This window comes from Acidovorax sp. GW835-FHT14G06 (assembly GCF_058793595.1).
This window is the reverse complement of record NZ_JBXAGA010000006.1, coordinates 365,002-385,637: the sequence shown is the minus strand read 5'-3', so window position 1 is coordinate 385,637 and position 20,636 is coordinate 365,002. Positions and strand designations below refer to the sequence as shown.

Here is a 20,636-nt window from a genome sequence, read left to right as displayed (position 1 = left end):
ATGGGAGCAGCGTCAATGCGGGGCGGCTTCATTCACCGCTGAACACCGAGCCATGGCGTTGCCGCAGCTCGTTTTTCTGGACCTTGCCGGTGCCGCCCAGCGGCAGGCTTTCGACAAATAGCACTTCGTCGGGCAGCCACCACTTGGCAACACGCTCTGCGAGGAAGTCCAGGATCTGCGCCTTGTCGAGCGACTGGCCGGGCTTGCGCACGATGAAGAGCAGGGGGCGTTCGTCCCACTTGGGGTGCTTGACGCCGATGACGGCCGCCATGGCCACGGCCGGGTGGGCCACGGCGACGTTCTCCAGGTCGATGGAGCTGATCCACTCGCCGCCCGACTTGATCACGTCCTTGGTGCGGTCTCGGATCTGCACCACGCCCTGCGGGTTGATGGTGGCAATGTCGCCGGTGGGGAACCAGCCATCGGCCAGCGCCGAGCGCTCGGCCTTGTGATAGCGCGACACGATCCACTGGCCGCGCACCATCAGCTCGCCCTGCGCAACGCCATCGCGCGGCAAGGTGATGCCGTTTTCATCCACCAGCTTGAGCTCGATGCCGAACACCGACTTGCCCTGCTTGGCGACCAGCGCGTGGCGGTCCTCGGGCGGCAGTTCGGCGTCGGCAGCGCCCAGCACGCTCATGGTGGCAATGGCGGTGGTCTCGGTCATGCCCCAGCCGTGGCGCACCTCCACGTCGTACAGGTCGTTGAACTTGGCGATCAGCGCCTTGGGCATGGCCGATCCGCCCACACCCGTGCGCCGCATGGTGGTAAAGCGCAGCTGGTGCTGCTCCACATGCTGAATCAGGCCCATCCAGATCGTGGGCACGCCCGCGCTGACGGTGACGCGCTCGGTCTCCATCAGCTCGTACAGGCTGGCGGCGTCCAAGCGCGGGCCCGGTAGCACCAGCTTGGCGCCGCCGATCAGGGCCGCATAAGGCAGGCACCAAGCGTTGATGTGGAACATGGGCACCACGGGCAGGATGGTCTCCCGCGCGCTGATGCTGAGCACGCCCGGCATGCAGGCCGACAGGGCACTGAGCACGAGCGCCCGGTGCGAATACAGCACGCCCTTGGGGTTGCCGGTGGTGCCCGACGTGTAGCACAGCGCTGCGCCGGTCTTTTCATCACATTCGGGCCACACAAAGCGGTCATGCTGGCCGGCCACCAGTGCCTCATAGGCGTCGACCCCGGGCACCCCTTGCAGGTCGATGGTGCCCAGCGTGTCGGAATCACACAGCGCCACCCAGTGCCGCACGCGGGGGCACGACGCCGCAATGGCGCGCACCAGCGGCGCGAACGTGGTGTCGAACAGCACCACCTCGTCGTCGGCATGGTTGACGATGTAGGCCAGCTGCTCAGGGTGCAGGCGCGGGTTGCAGGTGTGCATGACCATGCCGCTGCCGGACACGGCGTAATACGCCTCCAGGTGGCGGTGGTTGTTCCAGGCCAGCGACCCCACCACGCTGCCGGGGCGCAGGCCTATCGCTTGCAACGCGTTGGCCAGCTGCCGGGCGCGCCGGGCCATGTCGGCGAAACGGTAGCGGTGCAGGCTGCCATCGGTGTCGCGCGAGACGACCTGCTGATCGCCGTACTGGTTCTCACCGTGCTCGAGGATGGCCGAAACAAGTAGTGGCCGGTCCATCATGCTGCCGGGCTGTTGCTGCTGCATTGCCGTTGTCTCCTAGGGATGTGCGCTGTCCTGCATCGCGGCATTCGTCGGTGCCGGTGCAGAGCACCTCTGTGCTGGGGCTGGCACATGGTCGCAAACAACGCGGGGCATGCTTGTCGTCTGGGTGACTCAACCAGCTAGTACACGAGCAGGGCACGCCGCGCTGGGAGGGCGCGGACGGCGACGTGGTTGTGAATGCCGACGGCTCATGGTGAACGCGAACCACCGCAGCCCTGCTGCACCGCAAAGATTAAAAAACCGGCCGCTGGTGCTGCGGCATGCGCGCTCGGTATAGTCTGCGCATCGGCAGCTTGCCGGGTTTGCGGAATTTATACATAGACGTTCCAACAGCTCAGCGCTCCCAACTCAGGCTGCGAGCCCCCCTTTCAGAAAAAATCGGTGTCCAGAATATCCACACGGCTCATGTCTATTTTGCAAAGTTTGCGAGATACCCACGTTAGGCGTCGAAGGGAGCACCTCTGATCACCGACCTTCTACTCAAGCGGTATCCCGAGCGCTGGGTTCATGATCGGGTACCGCACGCGCTTGCGCTGCTCGTGAGACAGGCGGCACTGGTCCTGTTCGATGACATTGCATCGAAGATGCCAAACCGTGCAAGGCTTTTCGAGGTCCCCGAGAAGCGCCTTGCCAGGGAACTCGGCGCAATGGCGCTTGGCCATCGGCCTACGCCAGAGCAGCGGGCGATGGAATTCCTTGGAGAGCCGTACGACCTCTGGAACGACGCCCATGGCGACCCCGACAGCTTCATCAAACTCAGATTGAGTCTGTTGGAGCTGCTTTTCCGCGAGGCAGAAGCGATGCTGCGCGAGTGCGCGCCCAAGAATGACGTAGCTTCCTGGTGGGCGCTGCTACAGAAACGCACTTCTCCGCCAAAGAACGCTGTTGAAGATGCCCTTCAGGCAACCATGGCCGGAATTGATGAACTGAATGACAGATTCAAAGATGCCGGGTTGCCGTTTGAGTATCACAACGGCCTTATTCAACGCATCGACGACGAACTAACTACGAACGAGATTGAAAGACCGTTCTGGACGCTGGTTTCGGATCCAAAGTACGCCCACGTTGACTCAGACGTAAAGGAAGCGCTTGATCGCCGTGACTCTGGAAAGCCTGATGCAGCCTTCCATGCACTAAAGGGCCTGGAAAGCGTGCTCAAGATTCTCTCCGATGACTTGGGCCGAACGAGAGGTACGGAGAGGGGAGCAGCCGACTTTGTGGACAACCTTGTTTCGATGAAGCTTGGTCGATACATCGAAACCTGGGAAGCTGATGCCCTCAAGTCTCTGTTCAGAGATATCCGCAACCCGCTCGGTCATGGTTCCGGTAACGCGCAACCGTTGGCACTGACCACAGAGCAAACGACTTGGGTGGTAGAGAATGCGATGTCCTGGATCAAGAGCCTTCTACGCCGCAAGTCGTAAGTCAACGCCTAAACCCTCGCTTAACCCCAGACTCGCTACGGCAGGGACTGTATGCCTGGTCGGCGCCAGGCTTTGTGTAGTGGCTGCGGGGTGAGCTTTGGAGCTGACTCGTGCCGCGCAGGGGCATCCATAGGCGATAGCACAAGCGTAGGAGAATCCGCCGTTTCGAAGCCTTTCGGACAGGGTTTGCCTGAGCGGTTGCAGGGACGCATGTTGCACCTTACAACCCCAGCCCTGCAAACAGCGCATCCGCCCGCTTCACGACCGCCTCCTCCATCCGCATCGGCCTCCCCCACTCCCGCTGCGTCTCCCCCGGCCACTTGTTCGTCGCGTCCATGCCCATCTTGCTGCCCAGGCCGCTCACGGGCGAGGCGAAGTCCAGGTAGTCGATGGGCGTGTGCTCCACCAGCAGGGTGTCGCGCGCCGGGTCCATGCGGGTGGTGATGGCCCAGATCACATCCTTCCAGTCGCGCACGTCCACATCCGCATCCACCACCACGATGAACTTGGTGTACATGAACTGGCGCAGGTGGCTCCACACGCCCATCATCACGCGCCGTGCGTGGCCGGCGTAGGCCTTGCGGATGCTGACGACGGCCATGCGGTAACTGCAACCCTCAGGCGGCAGGTAAAAGTCCACGATCTCGGGGAACTGCTTTTGCAAGAGCGGAATGAACAGCTCGTTCATCGCCAGGCCCAGCACAGCGGGCTCGTCGGGCGGTTTGCCGGTGTAGGTGCTGTGGTAGATCGCATCCTTGCGCAGGGTGATGCGGTCCACCGTGAGCACGGGGAACTCGGCGCATTCGTTGTAGTAGCCGGTGTGGTCGCCATACGGCCCTTCCAGCGCGTGCTGCCAGCCGCTCGCGTGGTTGGCATCGGGCTGGATGTGGCCTTCGAGCACGATCTCGGCGGTGGCGGGCACCTGCAGCGGCAAACCCAATGCGGGCGTGACCTCGGTGCGCGCACCGCGCAGCAGGCCGGCAAACTGGTATTCGCTTAAAGAATCGGGCACGGGCGTCACCGCGCCAAGCAGCGTGGCTGGGTCGGCCCCCAGCGCCACGGCCACGGGGTAGGGCTGGCCGGGGTGGGCGGCGCAGTGGTCGGCAAAGTCCAGCGCGCCGCCGCGGTGGGCCAGCCAGCGCACGATGACCTGGTTGCGCGAGAGCACCTGCTGGCGGTAGATGCCCAGGTTCTGCCGTGCCTTGCGCGGGCCGCGCGTGATGGTGAGGCCCCAGGTGATGAGCGGGGCCACGTCGCCGGGCCAGCAGTGCTGCACGGGCAGGCGGGCCAGGTCGACATCGGGCCCTTCCCACACCTCCTGCTGGCAGGGTGCGCCGCGCACCACGGTGTGGGGCGCCATGTTCCACAAAGTCTTGAGCAGCTGGCCCATGCCCAGCATGTCCTTGAAGCCCTTGGGCGCCTCGGGCTCCTTGAGGGTGGCCAGCAGTTCGCCCAGGGCGCGCACGCCGTGCAGGTCGGCCACACCCATGGCGCGGGCCACGCGGTCTGTGGTGCCAAACAGGTTGGTGAGCACCGGCATGCGGTGGCCCGTGGGCTGGGAGAAGAGCAGCGCCGGGCCGCCTGCGCGCAGCACGCGGTCGCTGAGCGCAGTCATCTCCAGGTGGGGCGAGACGGGCTCCGCCACGCGACGCAGGTCGCCCGTGGCTTCGAGCTGGGCCATGAAGTCGCGCAGGTCGCGGTAGGCCATATCGGGTCCAGAATTTGAATGAAATCGGCCGATAGCGCAGGTATTGATTGCGCTAGCAGCTATAAATTAAGGAGCATTCAGCTCCAGGCCCTGCCACCGAGGCGCGAGGGCGTGCGGCACATCCATGAGGTCGAGCACGCGCGCCACGCTGAAGTCCACCACCTCGCCCACGGTCTGCGGGCGCAGGTAGAAGGCGGGCAGCGGCGGGCAGACGATGCCGCCCATCTCGGTGACGGCCACCATGTTGCGCAGGTGGGTGAGATGCAGGGGCGACTCGCGCACCATCAGCACCAGGCGGCGGCGCTCCTTGAGGGCAACGTCGGCCGCGCGCGTGAGCAGGTTGTCGGCCAGACCGTGCGCAATGGCGGCGAGCGTGCGCATGGAGCAGGGCGCGACCACCATGGCATGGCACTGGAACGAGCCACTCGCAATGGCGGCGCCCACGTTGACCACGTCGTGCACGCGGTGGGCCAGGGCCTCGACGGCGGGGCGGTCCATGTCCAGCTCGTGCTGCAGGTTGCGCCAGCCAGCGTCGGAGACGACCAGGTGGGTCTCGATGCCGCTCTGGCCCTGCAGCACCTGCAGCAAGCGCGCGCCATAGACGGCGCCGCTGGCGCCAGAGATGGCCACGATGATGCGGCGCAGGTTGGCGGCATCAGCCATGTGAGGGCTCCACGGCGGCGGGCCGCAGTGCAGGGCGTTGCAGTGGCTCGGCCAGTTGGTCGGCCTCCACCTGCTCCAACACCAGCGCGGCCTGCAGCGGGTCAAAGTCTTCATGCACGCGCTTTTTCACGCCGTATTGCTGCAGCTGGTAGTGCCGGTCGGCAGCAATGCCGTGGCGCGCCAGCGTGCTTTTGACGCAGACCAGCGGGCAGCCGTCGAGCGCGATGATGGGCCGGCCCGAGCGCACGGTTTTCATGAGGTGCGGCACATCGCCGCCCACCCCGGCGATGCACGACATCTCGGCCACGCCGCGCCGGTCGAGCTGCAGCGCCATGTGGTTTGCCAGCTGCGCGGCGCTGGAGCAGCCAGAGCAGGAATAGACCAAGGGGTGGTTCTGGGGATCGGTGTTGGTGGCCATGCTCATCCTCCGTTGCGTGGTGTTGGGTCCAGGCGGCGGCGCAGGTGGCCCAGCACCTGGCGCGGGTCCAGCACGGGCAGCTCGATCGCATCGAGCGCGTTCTTCACCACCAGGCCCAGCTCGGTGTCGCCCTCCATCGACAGGCGGCGACTGAAAAACAGCGTGTCCGGGTCTTGCTGGCGCTGGGCCAGCAGCAAAAAGTCATGGGCTGTGGCGCTCAGCGTCACGTCGGCCACCTGCGGCAGCACCAGCGGGGCGTGGGGGGCAAAGCGTTGGCCCGTCCAGGCAAAGTCGAACGCCACGCGCGCATCGCGCACCTGCACCCGCATCTTCTTGTGCAGCAGCAGCTGGCCCACGTCCGCAGGCAGGTGCCGCGCCAGCGCCAGGTTGAGCGCGGTCACCAGCAGCAGCGAGCCGGGGTAGGCGGGCAGGCGCGCCAGCACGGCACCCACGGGAGCAGGAACGACCAGGGGGAAAGGGAGAGGAGAAGCCGCCATGAGACAGAAGGGCCCTCAGGCCACGTAAAAAAACACGGTGAAAAAGTGGCACACGCTGCCGCCCAGCACAAACAGGTGCCACAGGCCGTGGCCATGGCGCACGCGGTGGTCCAGCGCATAAAAGACGATGCCCAGCGTGTAGCAGGCGCCGCCCGCCAGCAGCCAGGCAAACCCGGCAGGCGTGAGCGCATTCCACAACGGCACCACGGCCACCAACGCCAGCCAGCCCATGAGCACGTAGATGACCAGCGACAACACCCGCGCACCACGCGCCCACCAGATCTCCTGCGCAATGCCCAGCAGGGCCAGGCCCCACACCACGCCCAGCAGCGACCAGCCCCAGGGCCCGCGCAGCGACACCAGCGCAAACGGCGTGTAGCTGCCAGCGATTAGCAGGTAGATACTGCAGTGGTCGAGCTTTTGCAGCACGGCCTTGATGGTGCGTCGGCGCACGCTGTGGTACGCGGTGGAGGCGGCGTACAGCGCCACCAGCATGGCGCCGTAGATGCTGAACGCCACCACCTTCCACGGGTCGCCCATGCGCGCCGCGAGGGTGATGAGCACGGCAGTGCCCGCCGTGGCGAGCAGGGCACCCACCAGGTGGCTGATGCTGTTGAAACGTTCTCCGGGGTACATGGGTGATCTGCCTTGTCGTTACGGGTGCATGGCGGGCCGAGCGGCTGCACCGCCCGCCGCGCCATGCAGCCCCTGCTCCAGCCCCGGGCGCCCGAACCAGTAGCCGTTGCAGGGCAGATCGGGCATGAAGGGCTGCATGCGCTCCACATAGTCAGGTGCCTTTTCGGCAGCATCCTCCGCAGCCACGGCGCGGCGGGCTTCGTCAAACGCGGCAATCACCTGCGGCATGTGCTGGGCCTGCGGGCTCAGGCGCACCACGTCCACGCCTTGGGCGCGCATCGCGGCCAGTTCGTTGGCCAGGTTGTAGACGCGGGCCGACTGGGTCTGCGTGCCGTTGAGCACCAGAAAACCCTCGCTCTCGCGCGTGTGCAGCGGAAGGCCGTCGGCGTGTTGCAGGCAGCTGAACTGGCAGTCGTCCTTGGGCAGGTTGCGGTGGCGGGCGGTGAAGCAGCGCGCCGAATAGGCCAGGGGCATGCGGCCGTAGGCAAACACCTCGGTCTCGATGCCTGCGGGCCGCTGCGTCAGCACAGCAGCGAGCGCGTGCTGCGACATTTCAAGCGGCATCACCCAGCGCGTGGCGCCCAGCTGCGCCATCCATTGCAACGAGGGCGCGTTGTACAGGTTCAGGTGCGGCCCGGCCACAAAGGCCTGTGGCCCGCCCGGCGCGCGTGCAAGGCAACCCACGGCGCCCATGTCATTGGCCTCGACCCGAAACTCGCCGTTGCCCGTGACCTTGTGCATCACCCCCACATCGGCGCTGGACTCGATGAGCACCTGGCTGGACAACACCGCCTCCTTGCCCGCGTCCTGCAACATGCGCGCCAGCGCCAGCCAGTCGGCCAGGCGCAGCTCATGGCGGCGCGAGCACACCGTCTCGCCCAGGTACACCACGTCCACGGGCGTGGCGGCCATGGCCTCGTAGAACGCGAACACGGTGTCGCGGGGCCAGTAGTACAGCAGCGGGCCGAGAGAGAGTTTCATGGGGCGGTTTCTGGGAGGTTGTCGTTGTGGAGAAGCACTACTTCCAGGGACGGTGATAAGCGCCCAGCGTGTGCTGTTGCCCCTCGGCCACCTGGTCCAGGCTGGCCATCCAGCGCGTCTTGGGTGCGTAGCGGTGCGGGTAGGCCAGGCACTGGTCCATGGCCTCGCGCCAGACCTGGGTGACCTGCGCTACATAGGCGGGGCTGCGCTGGCGGCCTTCGATCTTGATGGCGCGCACGCCCATCTTGAGCAGCTGGGGCAGCAGCTCCAGCGTGTTGAGGCTGGTGGGCTCTTCGATGGCGTAGTAGTTCTCGTCATCGCCCACGTCGAAGCGGCCCTTGCACAGCGTGGGGTAGCCCGCGTTCTCGCCGGGCGCATAGCGGTCGATGAGCACACCGTTCAAGCGCGACTCGCGGCCCTGCGGCGTCTCTACCCAGCGCACGGCCTTCGGGGGCGAACACACGCCGTGCGTGTTGGGCGATTCGCCGGTCACATACGACGACAGCGCGCAGCGCCCCTCGACCATCACACACAGGCTGCCAAAGCCGAAGACTTCGATCTCGACCGGCGTGCGGTCGATGACCTGGCGCACCTGCTCCATCGACAGCACACGCGGCAGCACGGCGCGCACGATGCCGAACTGCTCGCGGTAGAAGTTGATGGCCTCGTAGTGGGTGGCCGAACCCTGCACCGACAGATGCAACCGCAGCCGGGGGTGGTGCTGCACCGCGTACAACATGAGTCCCGGGTCGGCCAGGATGACGGCGTCCACGCCCAGGTCCACCGCCTTGTCCAGCGCACTGCGCCACGGCCCTGGGTTGGTTGCCTGCGGGTAGGTGTTGAGCGCCATGAAAACCTTGCAGCCGCGACCATGCGCATGGCCAATACCCTGGGCGATGGCCGCCTCGTCAAAGTTGAGGCCCGCGAAGTTGCGCGCGTTGGTGGCGTCGCGCAGGCCCAGATAGACGCAGTTGGCACCGTGGTCCACGGCCGCCTTCAGGGCGGGCAGGCTGCCTGCGGGGCAGACGAGTTCCATGGCGGGCGAGGCAGGCTCCAGGGCCGCAGGCAGCGCGGCCTCCATCGATTTCAGGGGTTCCATCACAAACATTCAAACGCTGGCCCCGGTGGGGAGCCACAGCACTGGGCGCCACCATACGGGGGTCACCCGACGCATCCGCTGATCTTCATCAACGGCGGTGCACAATGCTGGAGCAAAGCAGTCGGGTTTTGACGTGCCTCTTACCTTCGCGGCCCGCCACACTGCCGTCCGGCCTTGACTTGCATCTATGCCGCCACCCCTTACTGCCCTTCTGCCCGCCCCGAGCGCTGCCCTGCCGTGAACAAGAACCTGTGGTTGCTGGCCCTGTGCCAAGGCCTTTTCCTCACCAACAACGTTGTCTTCATTGCCATCAACGGCCTGGTGGGACTGCAGCTGGCGCCCTTTGGCTGGATGGCCACGCTGCCGGTGATGGGCTACGTGGTGGGCGGGGCGCTGTCCACCCCGCTGGTGGCGCGCACGCAGATGCGCTGGGGCCGCAAGGTGTCGTTCCAGATCGGGCTGGCCGTGGCCGTGGTGTCGGCCGCTCTGTGTGCCTGGGCCGCGTTCAGCGCCAGCTTCTGGCTGCTGTGCACCGCTACGCTGGTGGCGGGCTACTACAGCGCCAATGGCGGCCTGTACCGCTTTGCAGCGGCCGAGCTGGCGGCCCCGGATTACCGCGAGAAGGCTGTTTCGCTGGTGCTGGCCGGTGGCCTGCTGGGCGCGGTGGCGGGCCCCAACCTGGCCAGCGCCACGCGCACGCTGTTCCCGGTGCCGTTTGCGGGCGCCTACATCGCGCTGATCGGCGTGGCACTGTTGTCCATGCTGTGCATGTCGGCGATCCGGTTCGAGGCGCAGCCTGTGGTGCTCAACGCTGCGGGGCAACGCGAGCAGGGGCGCCCCCTGACTGTGCTGATGCGCCAGCCCGCCTTCATCGTGGCCATTGTGGGCGCCGCGCTGGGCTATGGCGTGATGAACCTGCTGATGGCGGCCACGCCGCTGGCCATGCAGGTGTGTGGCTTTGACTTCGACGCCTCGGCGCTGGTGCTGGAGTGGCATGTGATCGGCATGTTCGCGCCCGGCTTTGTCACCGGCCACCTCATCAAGCGCTTTGGCGTGTTGCCCATCATGGGCACGGGGGTGTTGCTCAACCTGGCCTGCGTGGCCGTGGCGCTGATGGGCGTGGAACTGCACCACTTCGGCATTGCATTGTTCTTCCTGGGCGTGGGCTGGAACTTCCTGTTCACCGGCTCCACCACACTGGCCATGACGGCCTACCGGCCCGAAGAGAAGGACCGCGCCCAGGCAGCCATCAACTTCTGCGTGTACTCCACCCTGGCGCTGAGTGCGTTTTCATCCGGCGTGCTGGTCACCACACAGGGCTGGACACTGCTCAACGCCGGGTCGCTGGTGCCGATTGTGGTGACGGGGCTGGCGCTGGCCTGGCTGGGCCTGCAGCACAAGCAGGCTGCACGCGTGGCCCCCGGCCCGTGAGCTGAGAAATTCACGATCGTTGACATTGCAGCATCGAGCGGTGTGCGTACCATCAGCCATGGCCATGGCGCCATTCCCCGGCGCTGCCATTTTTTATTCCCTCTGCAGGAGAACACCATGGGTTTGCTCGATTCCGTTCTGGGTGCCGTCATCAACAACGCGTCGCAAGGCGGCAGCGGCGCCGCTGCATCCGGTGGGGCCGGAGGTGGCCTTGGGGGGCTGATCAGCATGGCCGCACAAAACCCGCAGCTGGTGCAGGCCGTGATGTCACTGATCAGCAACGACGGCCCGGTGGGTGGCCTGCCAGGCTTGATGGCCAAGTTTCAGCAGGCGGGGCTGGGCAATGTGATTGCGTCGTGGCTGAGTGCGGGACCCAACCACGCAATCTCGGGCGAACAGTTGTCCAACGTGCTGGGCAGCGGCCCGCTGTCGCAGATCGCTGCGCAGCTGGGCGTGGGCCCCAGCGCAGCGGCCGGGCAGCTGGCCCAGGTGTTGCCGGGCTTGGTAGACCAGCTCAGCCCGCAGGGCCAGGCGCCCCACGGCGGGTTTGGCAATACCAACGACCTGCTGGGGATGCTCGGCGGTTTGCTTCAAAAATGATAGCTACTGGTGCTTTCTGCACTAGCGCTACCGGCTGTTTTCCTTGAAATCAGCCCGCCAAAGGGCAGCGCCGCACCAGCCATTGGCGCAACAGATCAAACACCGGAGCGGCCAGCTCGGTGCTTTCGTTGAACAGCTCGTGGAACAGGGGCTCAAAGCAATGCGAATGCACAACGGCCTTGGGCGCGGCCACAGCGAACGCGCGGCTGCCAGCGGGGTGCACCAGCTTGTCGCTGCCCGCCCACATCAGCAGCGTGGGCACGCTCCAGTGCGCAGCGCGGGCCACGGTGGCAGGGCCACCATCGGCGATAAAGCGTGCCAGGCGCGCGCTGATGCGGTCATGGCACAGGGGGTCGGCCAGGTAGGCCGCCACCACGGCCTGGTCGTGCGATAGGTACTGCGCATCCAGCCCATTGCCCACACGCAGGTTGGGCGCGATGCGCGGCAGCGTGGCCAGCAGCAGCTTTTGCACAGCGCCCAGGCCTGCATCGAGCGCGGGGGATGACAGCACCAACGCATCGACCGCCCGCAGGTGCAGGGACACAAACCGCGAGGCCACCAGCCCGCCCATGCTGTGGCCCAGCAACACCAGCGGCTGGCCAGCAGGCATGCGTGCGCGCGTGGCGTCCACCAGGTCCGCCAGGTCGTCCAGCAGGCGCATGTCCGACGTGAGCCCGCCGCGTGGCCCGGCTGATTCGCCATGGCCGTACTGGTCGTAGCCCCGCACCGCAAACCCCCAGTCGTTGAGGCGGCGGGCCAGCGCGTCATAGCGGCCTACATGCTCGCCCAGGCCGTGCACCAGCAGCACGGTCCCCCGGCAGGGTTCGCCCTGCGGCAAGGGCCAGTCCTGCACGGCCAGGTTCTCGCCATCGCTGGCGGTGAAAGTGGTCAGGGTCGAGGGGATCAGTTCATCAGGGTTCATGTCGGGCGGGACCATCAGGGCATGGTGGGCAGCATACCCGGCAGGGCTGAAAACCCAGCGCAAAAAATGGACAACACGCGCTGGGCGATGATGGGCCGCTCCGAGGCCCATCACCGCCCTAGTCGCCAGGTCTGCGTTGCGGGGGGGCCTCAGGCAGAGGCAGCAGCCTGCTGCTGGGCCATGGCCGCCATCACATGGGCCACCGAGGCGGTGAGGCGCTTGGCGTAGGGAACGTGCAAAAACTCGTTGGGGCCGTGCGCATTGCTCTTGGGGCCGAGCACGCCGCACACCATCATCTGCGCGGTGGGGAAGCCTTCGCTCAGCATGTTCATCAGCGGAATGGTGCCGCCCTGGCCGATGTAGCCGCAGGGCGCACCAAAGTGCGCCTGCGAGGCCTCGTTGAGCGCCTGCTCGAACCAGGGCGTGGTGGCCGGGGCGTTCCAGCCTGTGGCACCGCCGCCGCTCTGGAAGGTGACCTTGGCCTGGTAGGGCGCGTTGTCTTCCAGCAGCGCCTTCAGGTCCTGCACGGCTTGCGCGGCGTCCACCAGTGGGGGCAAGCGCAGGCTGAGCTTGAAGGCGGTGTAGGGGCGCAGCACGTTGCCCGCGTCCTGCAGGGCCGGGAAGCCCTCCGCACCGGTGACGCTGAGCGTGGGTTCCCAGGTGCGCTTGAGCAGGGCCTGCACCGGGTCGGTGGTGGTGGGCAGTGCAAACGTGGTGGAGCCGCCGCAGTCGTAGTGCGCCCACGGGAAGCGGCGGTACACCTCTTCGCCCAGGATGGCTGCCGTGGCGCGGGCCTGGGCCAGGCGGTCAGCGGGCACTTCGCAATGGAAGCTCTGGGGCAGCAAGCGGCCGGTGGCGCTGTCTTCGAGCCGGTCGAGCACCTGCCGCATGATGCGGAAGGACGAGGGCACCAGGCCCGAGGCGTCGCCCGAGTGGATGCCCTCGGTCAGGATCTCGACCTTGAGCGTGCCGCTGGCCATGCCGCGCAGGCTGGTGGTGAGCCACAGCTGGTCGTAGTTGCCGGCGCCCGAGTCCAGGCACACGACCAGCGCCACGTTGCCCATGCGGGGCTTCAATGCATCGATGTAGGGCAGCAGGTCGCGCGAGCCGCTTTCTTCGCACGTTTCGATGAGGCCCACGATGCGCGGGTGGGGCACATTCTGGCGTTTCAGTTCCTGCACGGCGGCGATGCTGGCGTACACCGCGTAGCCGTCATCGGCGCCGCCCCGGCCGTAGAGCTTGCCGTCTTCGTACTTGGGCGTCCAGGGGCCGAGGTCGCTGCGCCAGCCCGAGAACTCGGGCTGCTTGTCCAGGTGGCCGTACATGAGCACGGTGTCGGTAGCGCCGGGCTGGGTGGCGGCGATCTCGAAGAACAGCACGGGGGTGCGGCCTTCGAGGCGCACGATTTCGAGCGTGAGGCCCTCGACCTTCTGCGACTCCACCCAGGCCGCAGCGTTGCGCACCACGGTGTCGAGCAGGCCCAGCTCGGCCCAGTCGGCAGCGAACGTGGGGGACTTGGCAGGGATGGCGATGTAGTCGGTGAGCTGGCGAACAATGTCGCTGTCCCAGGCCTGGCTGACACGCTGCAGGGCAAGCTCAGGCTGAAGGACTTGGGAGGGCACGCGGGCGTTCATGGTGGGGCTCCTGAAGGCGGAAGGTGATCAATCCACCATTCCAACACAACGCCCCGCCGTGCGCCATGGATCAATACAGAGACTCGGGCAGGGTCTCGGGATTGGCCTGGGCCGCCAGCTGGGCATTGGGGCGGCGCAGACCCGTGGCCACCTCGACGCGGTTGCGGCCGTTGTTCTTGGCCTGGTACAGCGCGCGGTCGGCGGCTGCGATCAGCATGTCCCAGCTGTCGCCGGAATCCAGCCGTCCACCAAACACCCCAATGCTCACCGTGACGGCGATGCCAGGGCCCGGCACGCTTTCAACAGGGCAACGCGACTCCTCGACCGCCTTGCACAGCTCGCGCGCCAGCTGCTCGGCCCCCACCAGGCCGGTGTCGGGCAGCAGCACCATGAACTCCTCGCCCCCGTAGCGGCCCACCAGGTCCTGCGCACGCACGCGCTGGCGCAGCACATTCACCACACTGCACAGCACGCGGTCACCCGCCGGGTGGCCGTACTGGTCGTTCACATCCTTGAAGTGGTCAATGTCCACCATCATCAGCGCCATGGGCTCGCGCATGCGCTGTGCGCGGGCCACGTCTCGGTCCAGCGCCGCGATCAGCGAGCGGCGGTTGGCCACACCGGTGAGCGGGTCCAGCGCGGCCAGCACGCGGTTGTTTTCGTCGGCACGGTCGCGCGACATGAACACAAAACCCACCGAGCTGACGAGCACCACCGAGAACGTGGCCAGAAAGGTCAGGGTCTGCAGCGCGCTGCTTTGCAGAATGTTGGTGGCCTCGGAGTGCGTGCTGATAGCCACCAGCGCACGGCCACCCAGTACCAAGGCCTCCAGCGACAGCCCCGCCACCAGCAGCCACTGCCCGCGCCCCACGGTAGCGTGCCGGTGCGACAGCGCCGCCAGCAGCGCCCACACGGCCTGCAGCCCGATGACCAGGCCCACAAAACTCACCCGCGCCGGAAAGTTGTCGATGAACACCGTGACAAAACCCAGCACCAGCAGCGGCGGGGCCAGCAGCAGCGACCAGCGCACCGGCCGCCCCTGAAACTGGTAGACCGCTGCAATCATGCCCACGAACACGCTGGACAGCATCAGATTGCCGAGCACGATGGACAACACGTCGGGGATCAGGCCCCGCAGCATGATCAGCAAGTGGCCAATGGCGTTGACCAGCAAGGCCGCAGCCCAGCGGCCCAGGCCATCGCGCCTTCGCCCCCACCCCACCACGGCCATGGAGGCCGCCATCATGAGGGAGCTGGCAATGATCATTGCCAGCATGGTGGGGACGTGGGCGGCCATGGGTGCAGGTGGGCAGGGTATGAAGCGAGTCAGACCAGCATAAACCAAGGGCCAAAGACCGCAAACCGTCGGATGACCGCCCCCACCGGTGGCGAGCCCTATTGCAGCTGGGCGGGGGCCCGGGCGCCACTGCCGGGGGCGTGTTGCCCTTCACCTTCGCCGGTCTGCGCCAGGGGCGCAGCCAGAGCCGCGCGCTGGGAGTAGCCCAGGCCACCGCTGGCCGCCGTGCCGTCGCCCCGCGAGAGTTTGAACACCTGTACCGCCCCGGCCAGCCGCGTGGCCTGCTCGCGCAGGCTTTGCGCAGCGGCGGCCGATTGCTCCACCAGCGCGGCGTTCTGCTGCGTCATCTGGTCGAGCTGGTTGACGGCGGTGTTGACCTGGCCGATGCCGTCGGACTGTTCGGTCGAGGCTGCGGTGATCTCGCCAATGATGTCGCCCACCCGTTTGACCGAACCCACGATCTCGTCCATGGTGCTGCCCGCGTTCTGCACCAGGCGCGCGCCCGATTCCACACGCTCCACCGAGGCGCCAATCAGCGCCTTGATCTCGCGCGCCGCCTCTGCGCTGCGCCCGGCCAGGTTGCGCACTTCGCTGGCCACCACGGCAAAACCCCGGCCCTGTTCACCCGCGCGGGCGGCTTCCACCGCAGCGTTGAGCGCGAGGATGTTGGTCTGGAACGCGATCGAATCAATCACGCCGATGATGTCGGCGATCTTGCGCGAGCTCTGGTTGATGTCGCCCATGGTGGTGACCACCTCGCCCACCACCTGGCCGCCGCGCGCGGCCACGGCAGCGGCGGTGCTGGCCAGCTGGTTGGCCTGGCGCGCGGCGTCGGCCGACTGGCGCACGGTGGAGGTCAGGTGCTCCATGCTTTGTGCGGTCTGCGCCAGGCTGCTGGCCGTGGCCTCGGTGCGGGCCGACAGGTCCTGGTTGCCGCTGGCAATCTCGGCGCTGGCGGTGGTGATGCTGTCCACGGCATTGCGCACCTGCTGCAGCATCTGCGTGTAGCGCTGGCGCATGCCCTCCACCTCCTGCACCAGCGCGCCGATCTCGTCGCGCCGCGTGGTGTGAAAGGCCTCGGTCAGGTCGCCCTGCGCCACCAGCGTGATGGCCTGGGTCAGGTCCTGCAGCGGGCGGCTCACGCCCCGGCGCAGCATGACAAACAGGCCGATGGCCAGCAGCACCACGGCCACGGCCATCAGGCCCCACACGGCCAGCGTGACGCGCCGCTGGCTGGCCATGGCCTCGCCGTCGGCCACCTCGGCCACCACCCACCAGCCGCCACCGGTCTTGCGCACCAGCGCCCAGGGGTTCTCGGCGCCGGTGCCCAGCACGTCTGCGGCCTCGCGCACAAAGCCGTCCTGCGATGCAGCCAGCGCTTCAAAGAAGGGGCGCGCTTGCGGGTAGGCCTCCAGCACGCGCTTGCCGCGCGCGGTGGGGTGGTACACAAACACGGCCTGGTCCAGCGAGGTGCCAGGGTTGATCACATAGGTGCCGCCGTGTTCGAAGAACTTCGTCTGCGCCACCTGTTTTTGCAGCATGGCGTGGAACACGCTGATGTCATTGCCGATGAACAGCAGCGCAATGACCTTGCCCGAGGCGTCCTTGGCGGGCAGGTAATGGCCCATGAAGGGCTTGCCGTTCACCACCGTGACGCCAGTAAAGGGCTCGCCCTTGGACACGGTGGCATACGCCGGGTCGTCTTTGCCCAGCGGCGTGCCCTGCTGGCGCTCGCCCTTGTCATTCTTGACAGAAGTGGTGATGCGGATGAAATCATCGCCCTTCTTGGCGAACACGGTGGCAATGCCGCCCGTCTCGCTGGCGAATTTGTCGACCGAGCCGTAGTCCTCGTTGACCAGCGCGCCGTAGCTGCGCAGCTCGCCCGAGGCCTCGTCGAGCTGCATCGTGGCCTCGAAGTAGCGCTGAAAGCCCTTCATGGTCAGCTGCACCAGCTCGCGGTTGGTGTTGTCGGCCGCGTCCAGCGACTGCGCCACGCTCTGCGCCGTGTCGCCCACGCTGGCCACCACCTGGGCGCGGGTGCTGCGCTCGGTCAGCACGGCAATCGCCAGCCCCACCAGCACCAGCACCAAGGCCACCAGCGCAATGGCGGTCAACGTGACCTGGCGCGCGACGGATCGGTTGTTGGCAAGGGATGCGGGCATGCGGGGTGTCTCCTGGAATTGAATGCGCAAAGCAATGCACAAAGGAATGCAAAAGCCGACTGGGCCGGTCTGCTTTCACTCTAAGCGCAGCGCCTTGTTACATTTATTCACGCATTCCCTTACGCATTCGCGCGTACTGGAACTGCCTGGTAAAACGATTTATGCCGGTTTTACGCGCGGCTGCGCAGGGCCACGTCCCGCCAGCCGAGCCCCTGCGATGTCCCCGCCGCTGGGCTGTATTCGCAACCCACCCAGCCCGTGTAGCCCAGGGCGTCGATGGTGTCGAGCAGAAAAGGGTAGTGCAGCTCGCCACGGTCGGGCTCATTGCGTGCGGGCACGCCCGCCACCTGGATGTGGGCCACGCGGCCCGTGGGCAGGTAGCGCTGCAGCTTGCCGTGCAGGTCACCCTCCACCAGCTGGCAGTGGTAAAGGTCCATCAGCACCTTCAGGTGTGGCACCTGGGCCGCGTCGAGCAACTCGTGCGCGTGGTCCTGCCGGTTCAGGAAATAGCGCGGTACATCGCGCAGGTTGGTGGGCTCGATGAGGATGTCACATCCTGCGCGCCCGGCCTGGTCTGCCGCCCAGCGCAGGTTGCCCACGCACAGGGCCTTGAGCGATTCGCGCTCCACCCCCGGCGGCACAGTGCCGCACAGCAGGTTGATAAACGGGCAGCGCAGTTGCTCGGCATATCGCAAGGCCTCCAGCACACCGGCCCGAAACTCCGCCTCCCGACCCGGCTGCGCGGCCAGGCCGCGTGCGCCGAGCTCCCAGGCATGGGCCATGTCGGCAGGCTCGACGCCGCCCGCCGGGGCGTTGAGCACCACCAGTTGCAGGCCGTTGTCCTGCAGCCGGGCAGCGATCTCGCGGGGGTCGAAAGCGTAGGGGAAGTGCAGTTCCACCGCCCGGAACCCGTCGTGCGCCGCAGCCGCAAAACGGTCGAGCAAGGGCAGCTCGGTGTACATCAGGCTCAGGTGGGCGGCAAACTGGGGCATGGGGGCAGTGCGAAGAGGCAACTTCTAAGCGCCGCAGCTTATCGTGTAGCCAACGAGCCCATTGCCCGCCCAGAGCGCCGTGGAGCCTGAATTTGTGCCAAATTCGCCTCTAGCGCTAGTTTCATATGCCTTTACAGCTATACATTTTATAGCAATCTCAGGATCACCCATGCGCATCGGAGAACTCGCCCAACGCACCGGCACCACGCCCAAGGCCATCCGGCTGTATGAGACACGGGGCCTGCTGGGCACGGTGGCGCGCGCAGGCAGCTACCGCCACTATGGAGAGGCCGATGTGGCCCGCGTGTTGCTGATACGCCGGGCCCAGGCGCTGGGCTTTCGGCTGTCGGAGCTGGACGGGCTGCCCCACATCGACACCGCCGCTGGCTGGGACCGCGTGGCCCAGCTGGTGGCCGGGCGGCGGGCCGCCGTGGCGCACGAGCTGGCGCGCCTCACAGCGCTGGACGCACAACTGGCCGGGCTGGAAGCCGAGATGCACACCTGCGACACGCTGGCAGTGCCCGTGACGCCCCAGGCCTGCACGATGGGCAGCGCGAAATCCGTACCGCCTTGACCCGACCGCTTGACTCTGCCCCATGGGGCAAGGTGACCATGGCGCCATCAACAACACCGTGAGGGAGCATCTGTGGCAGAGCAACACAACATTCTGGTCATCCTGGGCCACCCCGCCGCCGAGAGCCTGTGCGCAGGCATGGCGCGTGCCTATGCCGAGGGCGCTAGGCGCGCAGGGGCGCAGGTGCGGTTTCTGGACGTGGGACAGCTCGTTTTCAACCCGCTGTTTCAGGGCTATGGCGCTGCCCAGCCGCTGGAACCCGATTTGATGGCCGCGCAGGCCGACATCACCTGGGCGCACCACCTGGTGTGGGTCTACCCGATCTGGTGGGGTGCCATGCCTGCGCTGCTCAAGGGTTTTATCGACCGCACGTTCCTGCCGGGCTACGCCTTCAAGTACCGCAAGGGCTCGTCGTTATGGGACAAGCTGCTGGCCGGCCGATCGGCCGAGCTGCTGGTGACCATGGATTCGCCACCCTGGTACTTCCGCTGGGTCACGCGCATGCCGGGGCACCACCAGATGAAGAAGGCCATCCTGGAGTTCTGCGGCATCCGGCCCGTGCGGGTGCACAGCTTTGGCCCCGTGCGCAGCGCCAGCGCCGAGCAGCTGGCGCTGTGGGTGGAGAAGGCGCGGCAACTGGGGCTGCGCCAGGGGGCACGCGCCGCACAGGGACAACCGCGCCCGACGCCGGTCACTTCGTCGCCGTCATCGCCTTCGCGGTGAAGGCCTGCACCGCAGCGCGGCCCACCGCCGAATCGTCGGTGAAGAAGCCATCGATGCCTGCGCGCAGGTAGGCCGTGATCTCGGCCACGCTGTCACCGCGCACGGTGCCATCGGTGGTGGGCGCCTTCTTCAGGCCGGCGGGCAGAAAGGCGTTTTCAGGCCGCAGCGTCCAGATGTGCACGGCCAGCCCGGCGGCATGGGCTTGTGCGACCAGCGGCGTGGGATCGCCGGGCACTCCGTCCTTCACCGGCACCACCAATGTCTTGAAGGGGCCGATGGCGTTGGCGTAGGTGGCCACCTGCTTGAGGCCGTCGGGAGTGATCAGGTCGGCATAGGCGCGCGTGTTGGCCGCGCCCTGCGCCACAAAGTCATACGGCCGGCCCGACGGCGCCACCAGCTGCACCAGGCGCACGCTGCTCTGCTTGCGGATCGCCTGCAGGTTGCTGACCTCGAACGACTGCACGAACACGGGCGCGTCCTTGTGGTTCCAGCCGTTTTTCTCCAGCACGGCCAGCAGCGGCGCCTCCAGCGGCAGGCCGATGGACTGGAAGTAGGTGGGGTGTTTGGTCTCGGGGTAGATGCCGATCACGCGGCCGGTTTTGGCTGTCGCCGCCTTGGCCAGGTCGATCACCTCCTGCAAGGTGGGCACCTCGAACCGGCCGTTGTAGGCCACGTTGGCCGGGCGCTGCGCGGGGATGCGTTCGCGGGCGCGCAGGGTCTTCAGCTCGGCCAGCGTGAAGTCTTCGGTGAACCAGCCGGTGATGGCCTGGCCGTCGATGGTCTTGGTGGCCTTGCGGCCCGCGAACTCGGGGCGGTCCACCACGTCGGTGGTGGCTTCCTTCACGGAGCCATCGGCGCCCAGGATGGCAATCGCGTTCTCGTGCCGGGCCACCAGCACGCCGTCCTTGGTGATCACAAGGTCGGGCTCGATGATGTCCGCGCCATCGTCAATCGCCTGCTGGTAGGCCGCCAGCGTGTGCTCGGGCCGCAGCGCCGATGCGCCGCGGTGGGCAATGACGGTGGGGGTGGGGGGCCAGGCCTGGGCTACGGCGCCCAGCGCCCAGGTGGTCAACAGCGCGGCAGCGGTCACGGCGCGCAGTGCAATGCGTTTCATGCGGGTCTCCTACAAACAGAGCCCGCACCTTAGCCGATGCGCTTGACAGTGCCGTGTCGCTGGGCGCGCACCCA

At 66.8% G+C, this 20,636-nt stretch carries 19 protein-coding genes; 5 read left to right on the top strand and 14 right to left on the bottom strand.

What is annotated here, in order from left to right:
* Positions 1-28: 28 nt before the first annotated feature.
* Positions 29-1,669, bottom strand: a complete 1,641-nt coding sequence (locus tag AC1Q64_RS13335; protein WP_492251644.1) for a long-chain-fatty-acid--CoA ligase — start codon at positions 1,667-1,669, stop codon at positions 29-31.
* Positions 1,670-2,271: 602 nt separating this feature from the next.
* Here AC1Q64_RS13335 and AC1Q64_RS13330 point away from each other — a divergent pair.
* Positions 2,272-3,111 (top strand): AbiJ-NTD4 domain-containing protein, encoded by an 840-nt coding sequence (locus AC1Q64_RS13330; RefSeq protein WP_492251643.1) that lies wholly within the window; start codon positions 2,272-2,274, stop codon positions 3,109-3,111.
* Between the two features lie 220 nt (positions 3,112-3,331).
* Here AC1Q64_RS13330 and ubiD read toward each other — a convergent pair whose 3' ends face one another.
* The 7 genes from ubiD to ubiU all read right to left on the bottom strand — a co-directional run bounded on the left by ubiD (position 3,332) and on the right by ubiU (position 9,095).
* On the bottom strand, positions 3,332-4,819 hold the full coding sequence (gene ubiD, locus AC1Q64_RS13325) for a 4-hydroxy-3-polyprenylbenzoate decarboxylase (protein ID WP_492251642.1): 1,488 nt from the start codon (positions 4,817-4,819) through the stop codon (positions 3,332-3,334).
* Between the two features lie 66 nt (positions 4,820-4,885).
* Positions 4,886-5,482 carry a UbiX family flavin prenyltransferase gene (locus tag AC1Q64_RS13320; protein ID WP_492251641.1) on the bottom strand — a complete coding sequence of 199 codons (597 nt, stop codon included), beginning with the start codon at positions 5,480-5,482 and terminating at the stop codon, positions 4,886-4,888.
* Positions 5,475-5,900 carry a putative zinc-binding protein gene (locus tag AC1Q64_RS13315; protein ID WP_492251640.1) on the bottom strand — a complete coding sequence of 142 codons (426 nt, stop codon included), beginning with the start codon at positions 5,898-5,900 and terminating at the stop codon, positions 5,475-5,477. Before AC1Q64_RS13315 ends, AC1Q64_RS13320 begins: the two co-directional genes overlap by 8 nt.
* 2 nt (positions 5,901-5,902) lie before the next feature.
* Positions 5,903-6,397: a ubiquinone anaerobic biosynthesis accessory factor UbiT gene (ubiT, locus tag AC1Q64_RS13310; RefSeq protein WP_492251639.1), complete on the bottom strand. Its 495-nt coding sequence runs from the start codon at positions 6,395-6,397 to the stop codon at positions 5,903-5,905.
* Between the two features lie 15 nt (positions 6,398-6,412).
* Positions 6,413-7,033 carry a PAQR family membrane homeostasis protein TrhA gene (gene trhA / locus AC1Q64_RS13305; RefSeq protein ID WP_291437875.1) on the bottom strand — a complete coding sequence of 207 codons (621 nt, stop codon included), beginning with the start codon at positions 7,031-7,033 and terminating at the stop codon, positions 6,413-6,415.
* Between the two features lie 18 nt (positions 7,034-7,051).
* Complete coding sequence (locus AC1Q64_RS13300; protein WP_291437874.1) at positions 7,052-8,014, bottom strand: U32 family peptidase; 963 nt, start codon at positions 8,012-8,014, stop codon at positions 7,052-7,054.
* Positions 8,015-8,051: 37 nt separating this feature from the next.
* Positions 8,052-9,095 (bottom strand): ubiquinone anaerobic biosynthesis protein UbiU, encoded by a 1,044-nt coding sequence (gene ubiU, locus AC1Q64_RS13295; protein WP_291437884.1) that lies wholly within the window; start codon positions 9,093-9,095, stop codon positions 8,052-8,054.
* 255 nt (positions 9,096-9,350) lie between these two features.
* Between ubiU and AC1Q64_RS13290 the strand changes: the two genes are divergently transcribed.
* Both AC1Q64_RS13290 and AC1Q64_RS13285 read left to right on the top strand, forming a co-directional pair.
* Positions 9,351-10,544, top strand: a complete 1,194-nt coding sequence (locus AC1Q64_RS13290; RefSeq protein WP_492251659.1) for an MFS transporter — start codon at positions 9,351-9,353, stop codon at positions 10,542-10,544.
* A gap of 117 nt (positions 10,545-10,661) precedes the next feature.
* Positions 10,662-11,144, top strand: a complete 483-nt coding sequence (locus tag AC1Q64_RS13285; RefSeq protein ID WP_291437873.1) for a YidB family protein — start codon at positions 10,662-10,664, stop codon at positions 11,142-11,144.
* Positions 11,145-11,193: 49 nt separating this feature from the next.
* On the opposite strand, the gene AC1Q64_RS13280 is transcribed toward AC1Q64_RS13285, so the two are convergent.
* The 5 genes from AC1Q64_RS13280 to AC1Q64_RS13260 form a co-directional block, all read right to left on the bottom strand.
* Entirely contained in the window at positions 11,194-12,066 is an 873-nt protein-coding gene (locus tag AC1Q64_RS13280) for an alpha/beta hydrolase (protein WP_492251638.1), read from the bottom strand.
* A gap of 149 nt (positions 12,067-12,215) precedes the next feature.
* A complete protein-coding gene (locus AC1Q64_RS13275) occupies positions 12,216-13,700 on the bottom strand; it encodes a M20 family metallopeptidase (RefSeq protein ID WP_492251637.1) in 1,485 nt (494 codons plus the stop codon).
* Between the two features lie 70 nt (positions 13,701-13,770).
* On the bottom strand, positions 13,771-14,997 hold the full coding sequence (locus AC1Q64_RS13270; RefSeq protein WP_492251636.1) for a GGDEF domain-containing protein: 1,227 nt from the start codon (positions 14,995-14,997) through the stop codon (positions 13,771-13,773).
* A 98-nt stretch (positions 14,998-15,095) separates the two neighbouring features.
* Positions 15,096-17,159 (bottom strand): methyl-accepting chemotaxis protein, encoded by a 2,064-nt coding sequence (locus AC1Q64_RS13265; protein WP_492251635.1) that lies wholly within the window; start codon positions 17,157-17,159, stop codon positions 15,096-15,098.
* A 170-nt stretch (positions 17,160-17,329) separates the two neighbouring features.
* Entirely contained in the window at positions 17,330-18,151 is an 822-nt protein-coding gene (locus tag AC1Q64_RS13260) for a hydroxypyruvate isomerase family protein (RefSeq protein WP_492251634.1), read from the bottom strand.
* 169 nt (positions 18,152-18,320) lie between these two features.
* On the opposite strand from AC1Q64_RS13260, the gene AC1Q64_RS13255 reads away from it, so the two are divergent.
* Positions 18,321-18,725, top strand: a complete 405-nt coding sequence (locus tag AC1Q64_RS13255) for a MerR family transcriptional regulator (protein ID WP_492251633.1) — start codon at positions 18,321-18,323, stop codon at positions 18,723-18,725.
* A gap of 72 nt (positions 18,726-18,797) precedes the next feature.
* A complete protein-coding gene (locus AC1Q64_RS13250) occupies positions 18,798-19,448 on the top strand; it encodes an NAD(P)H-dependent oxidoreductase (protein WP_492251632.1) in 651 nt (216 codons plus the stop codon).
* On the opposite strand, the gene AC1Q64_RS13245 is transcribed toward AC1Q64_RS13250, so the two are convergent.
* A complete protein-coding gene (locus AC1Q64_RS13245; protein ID WP_492251631.1) occupies positions 19,417-20,562 on the bottom strand; it encodes a glycerophosphodiester phosphodiesterase in 1,146 nt (381 codons plus the stop codon). The genes AC1Q64_RS13250 and AC1Q64_RS13245 overlap by 32 nt on opposite strands.
* Positions 20,563-20,636 lie beyond the last annotated feature (74 nt).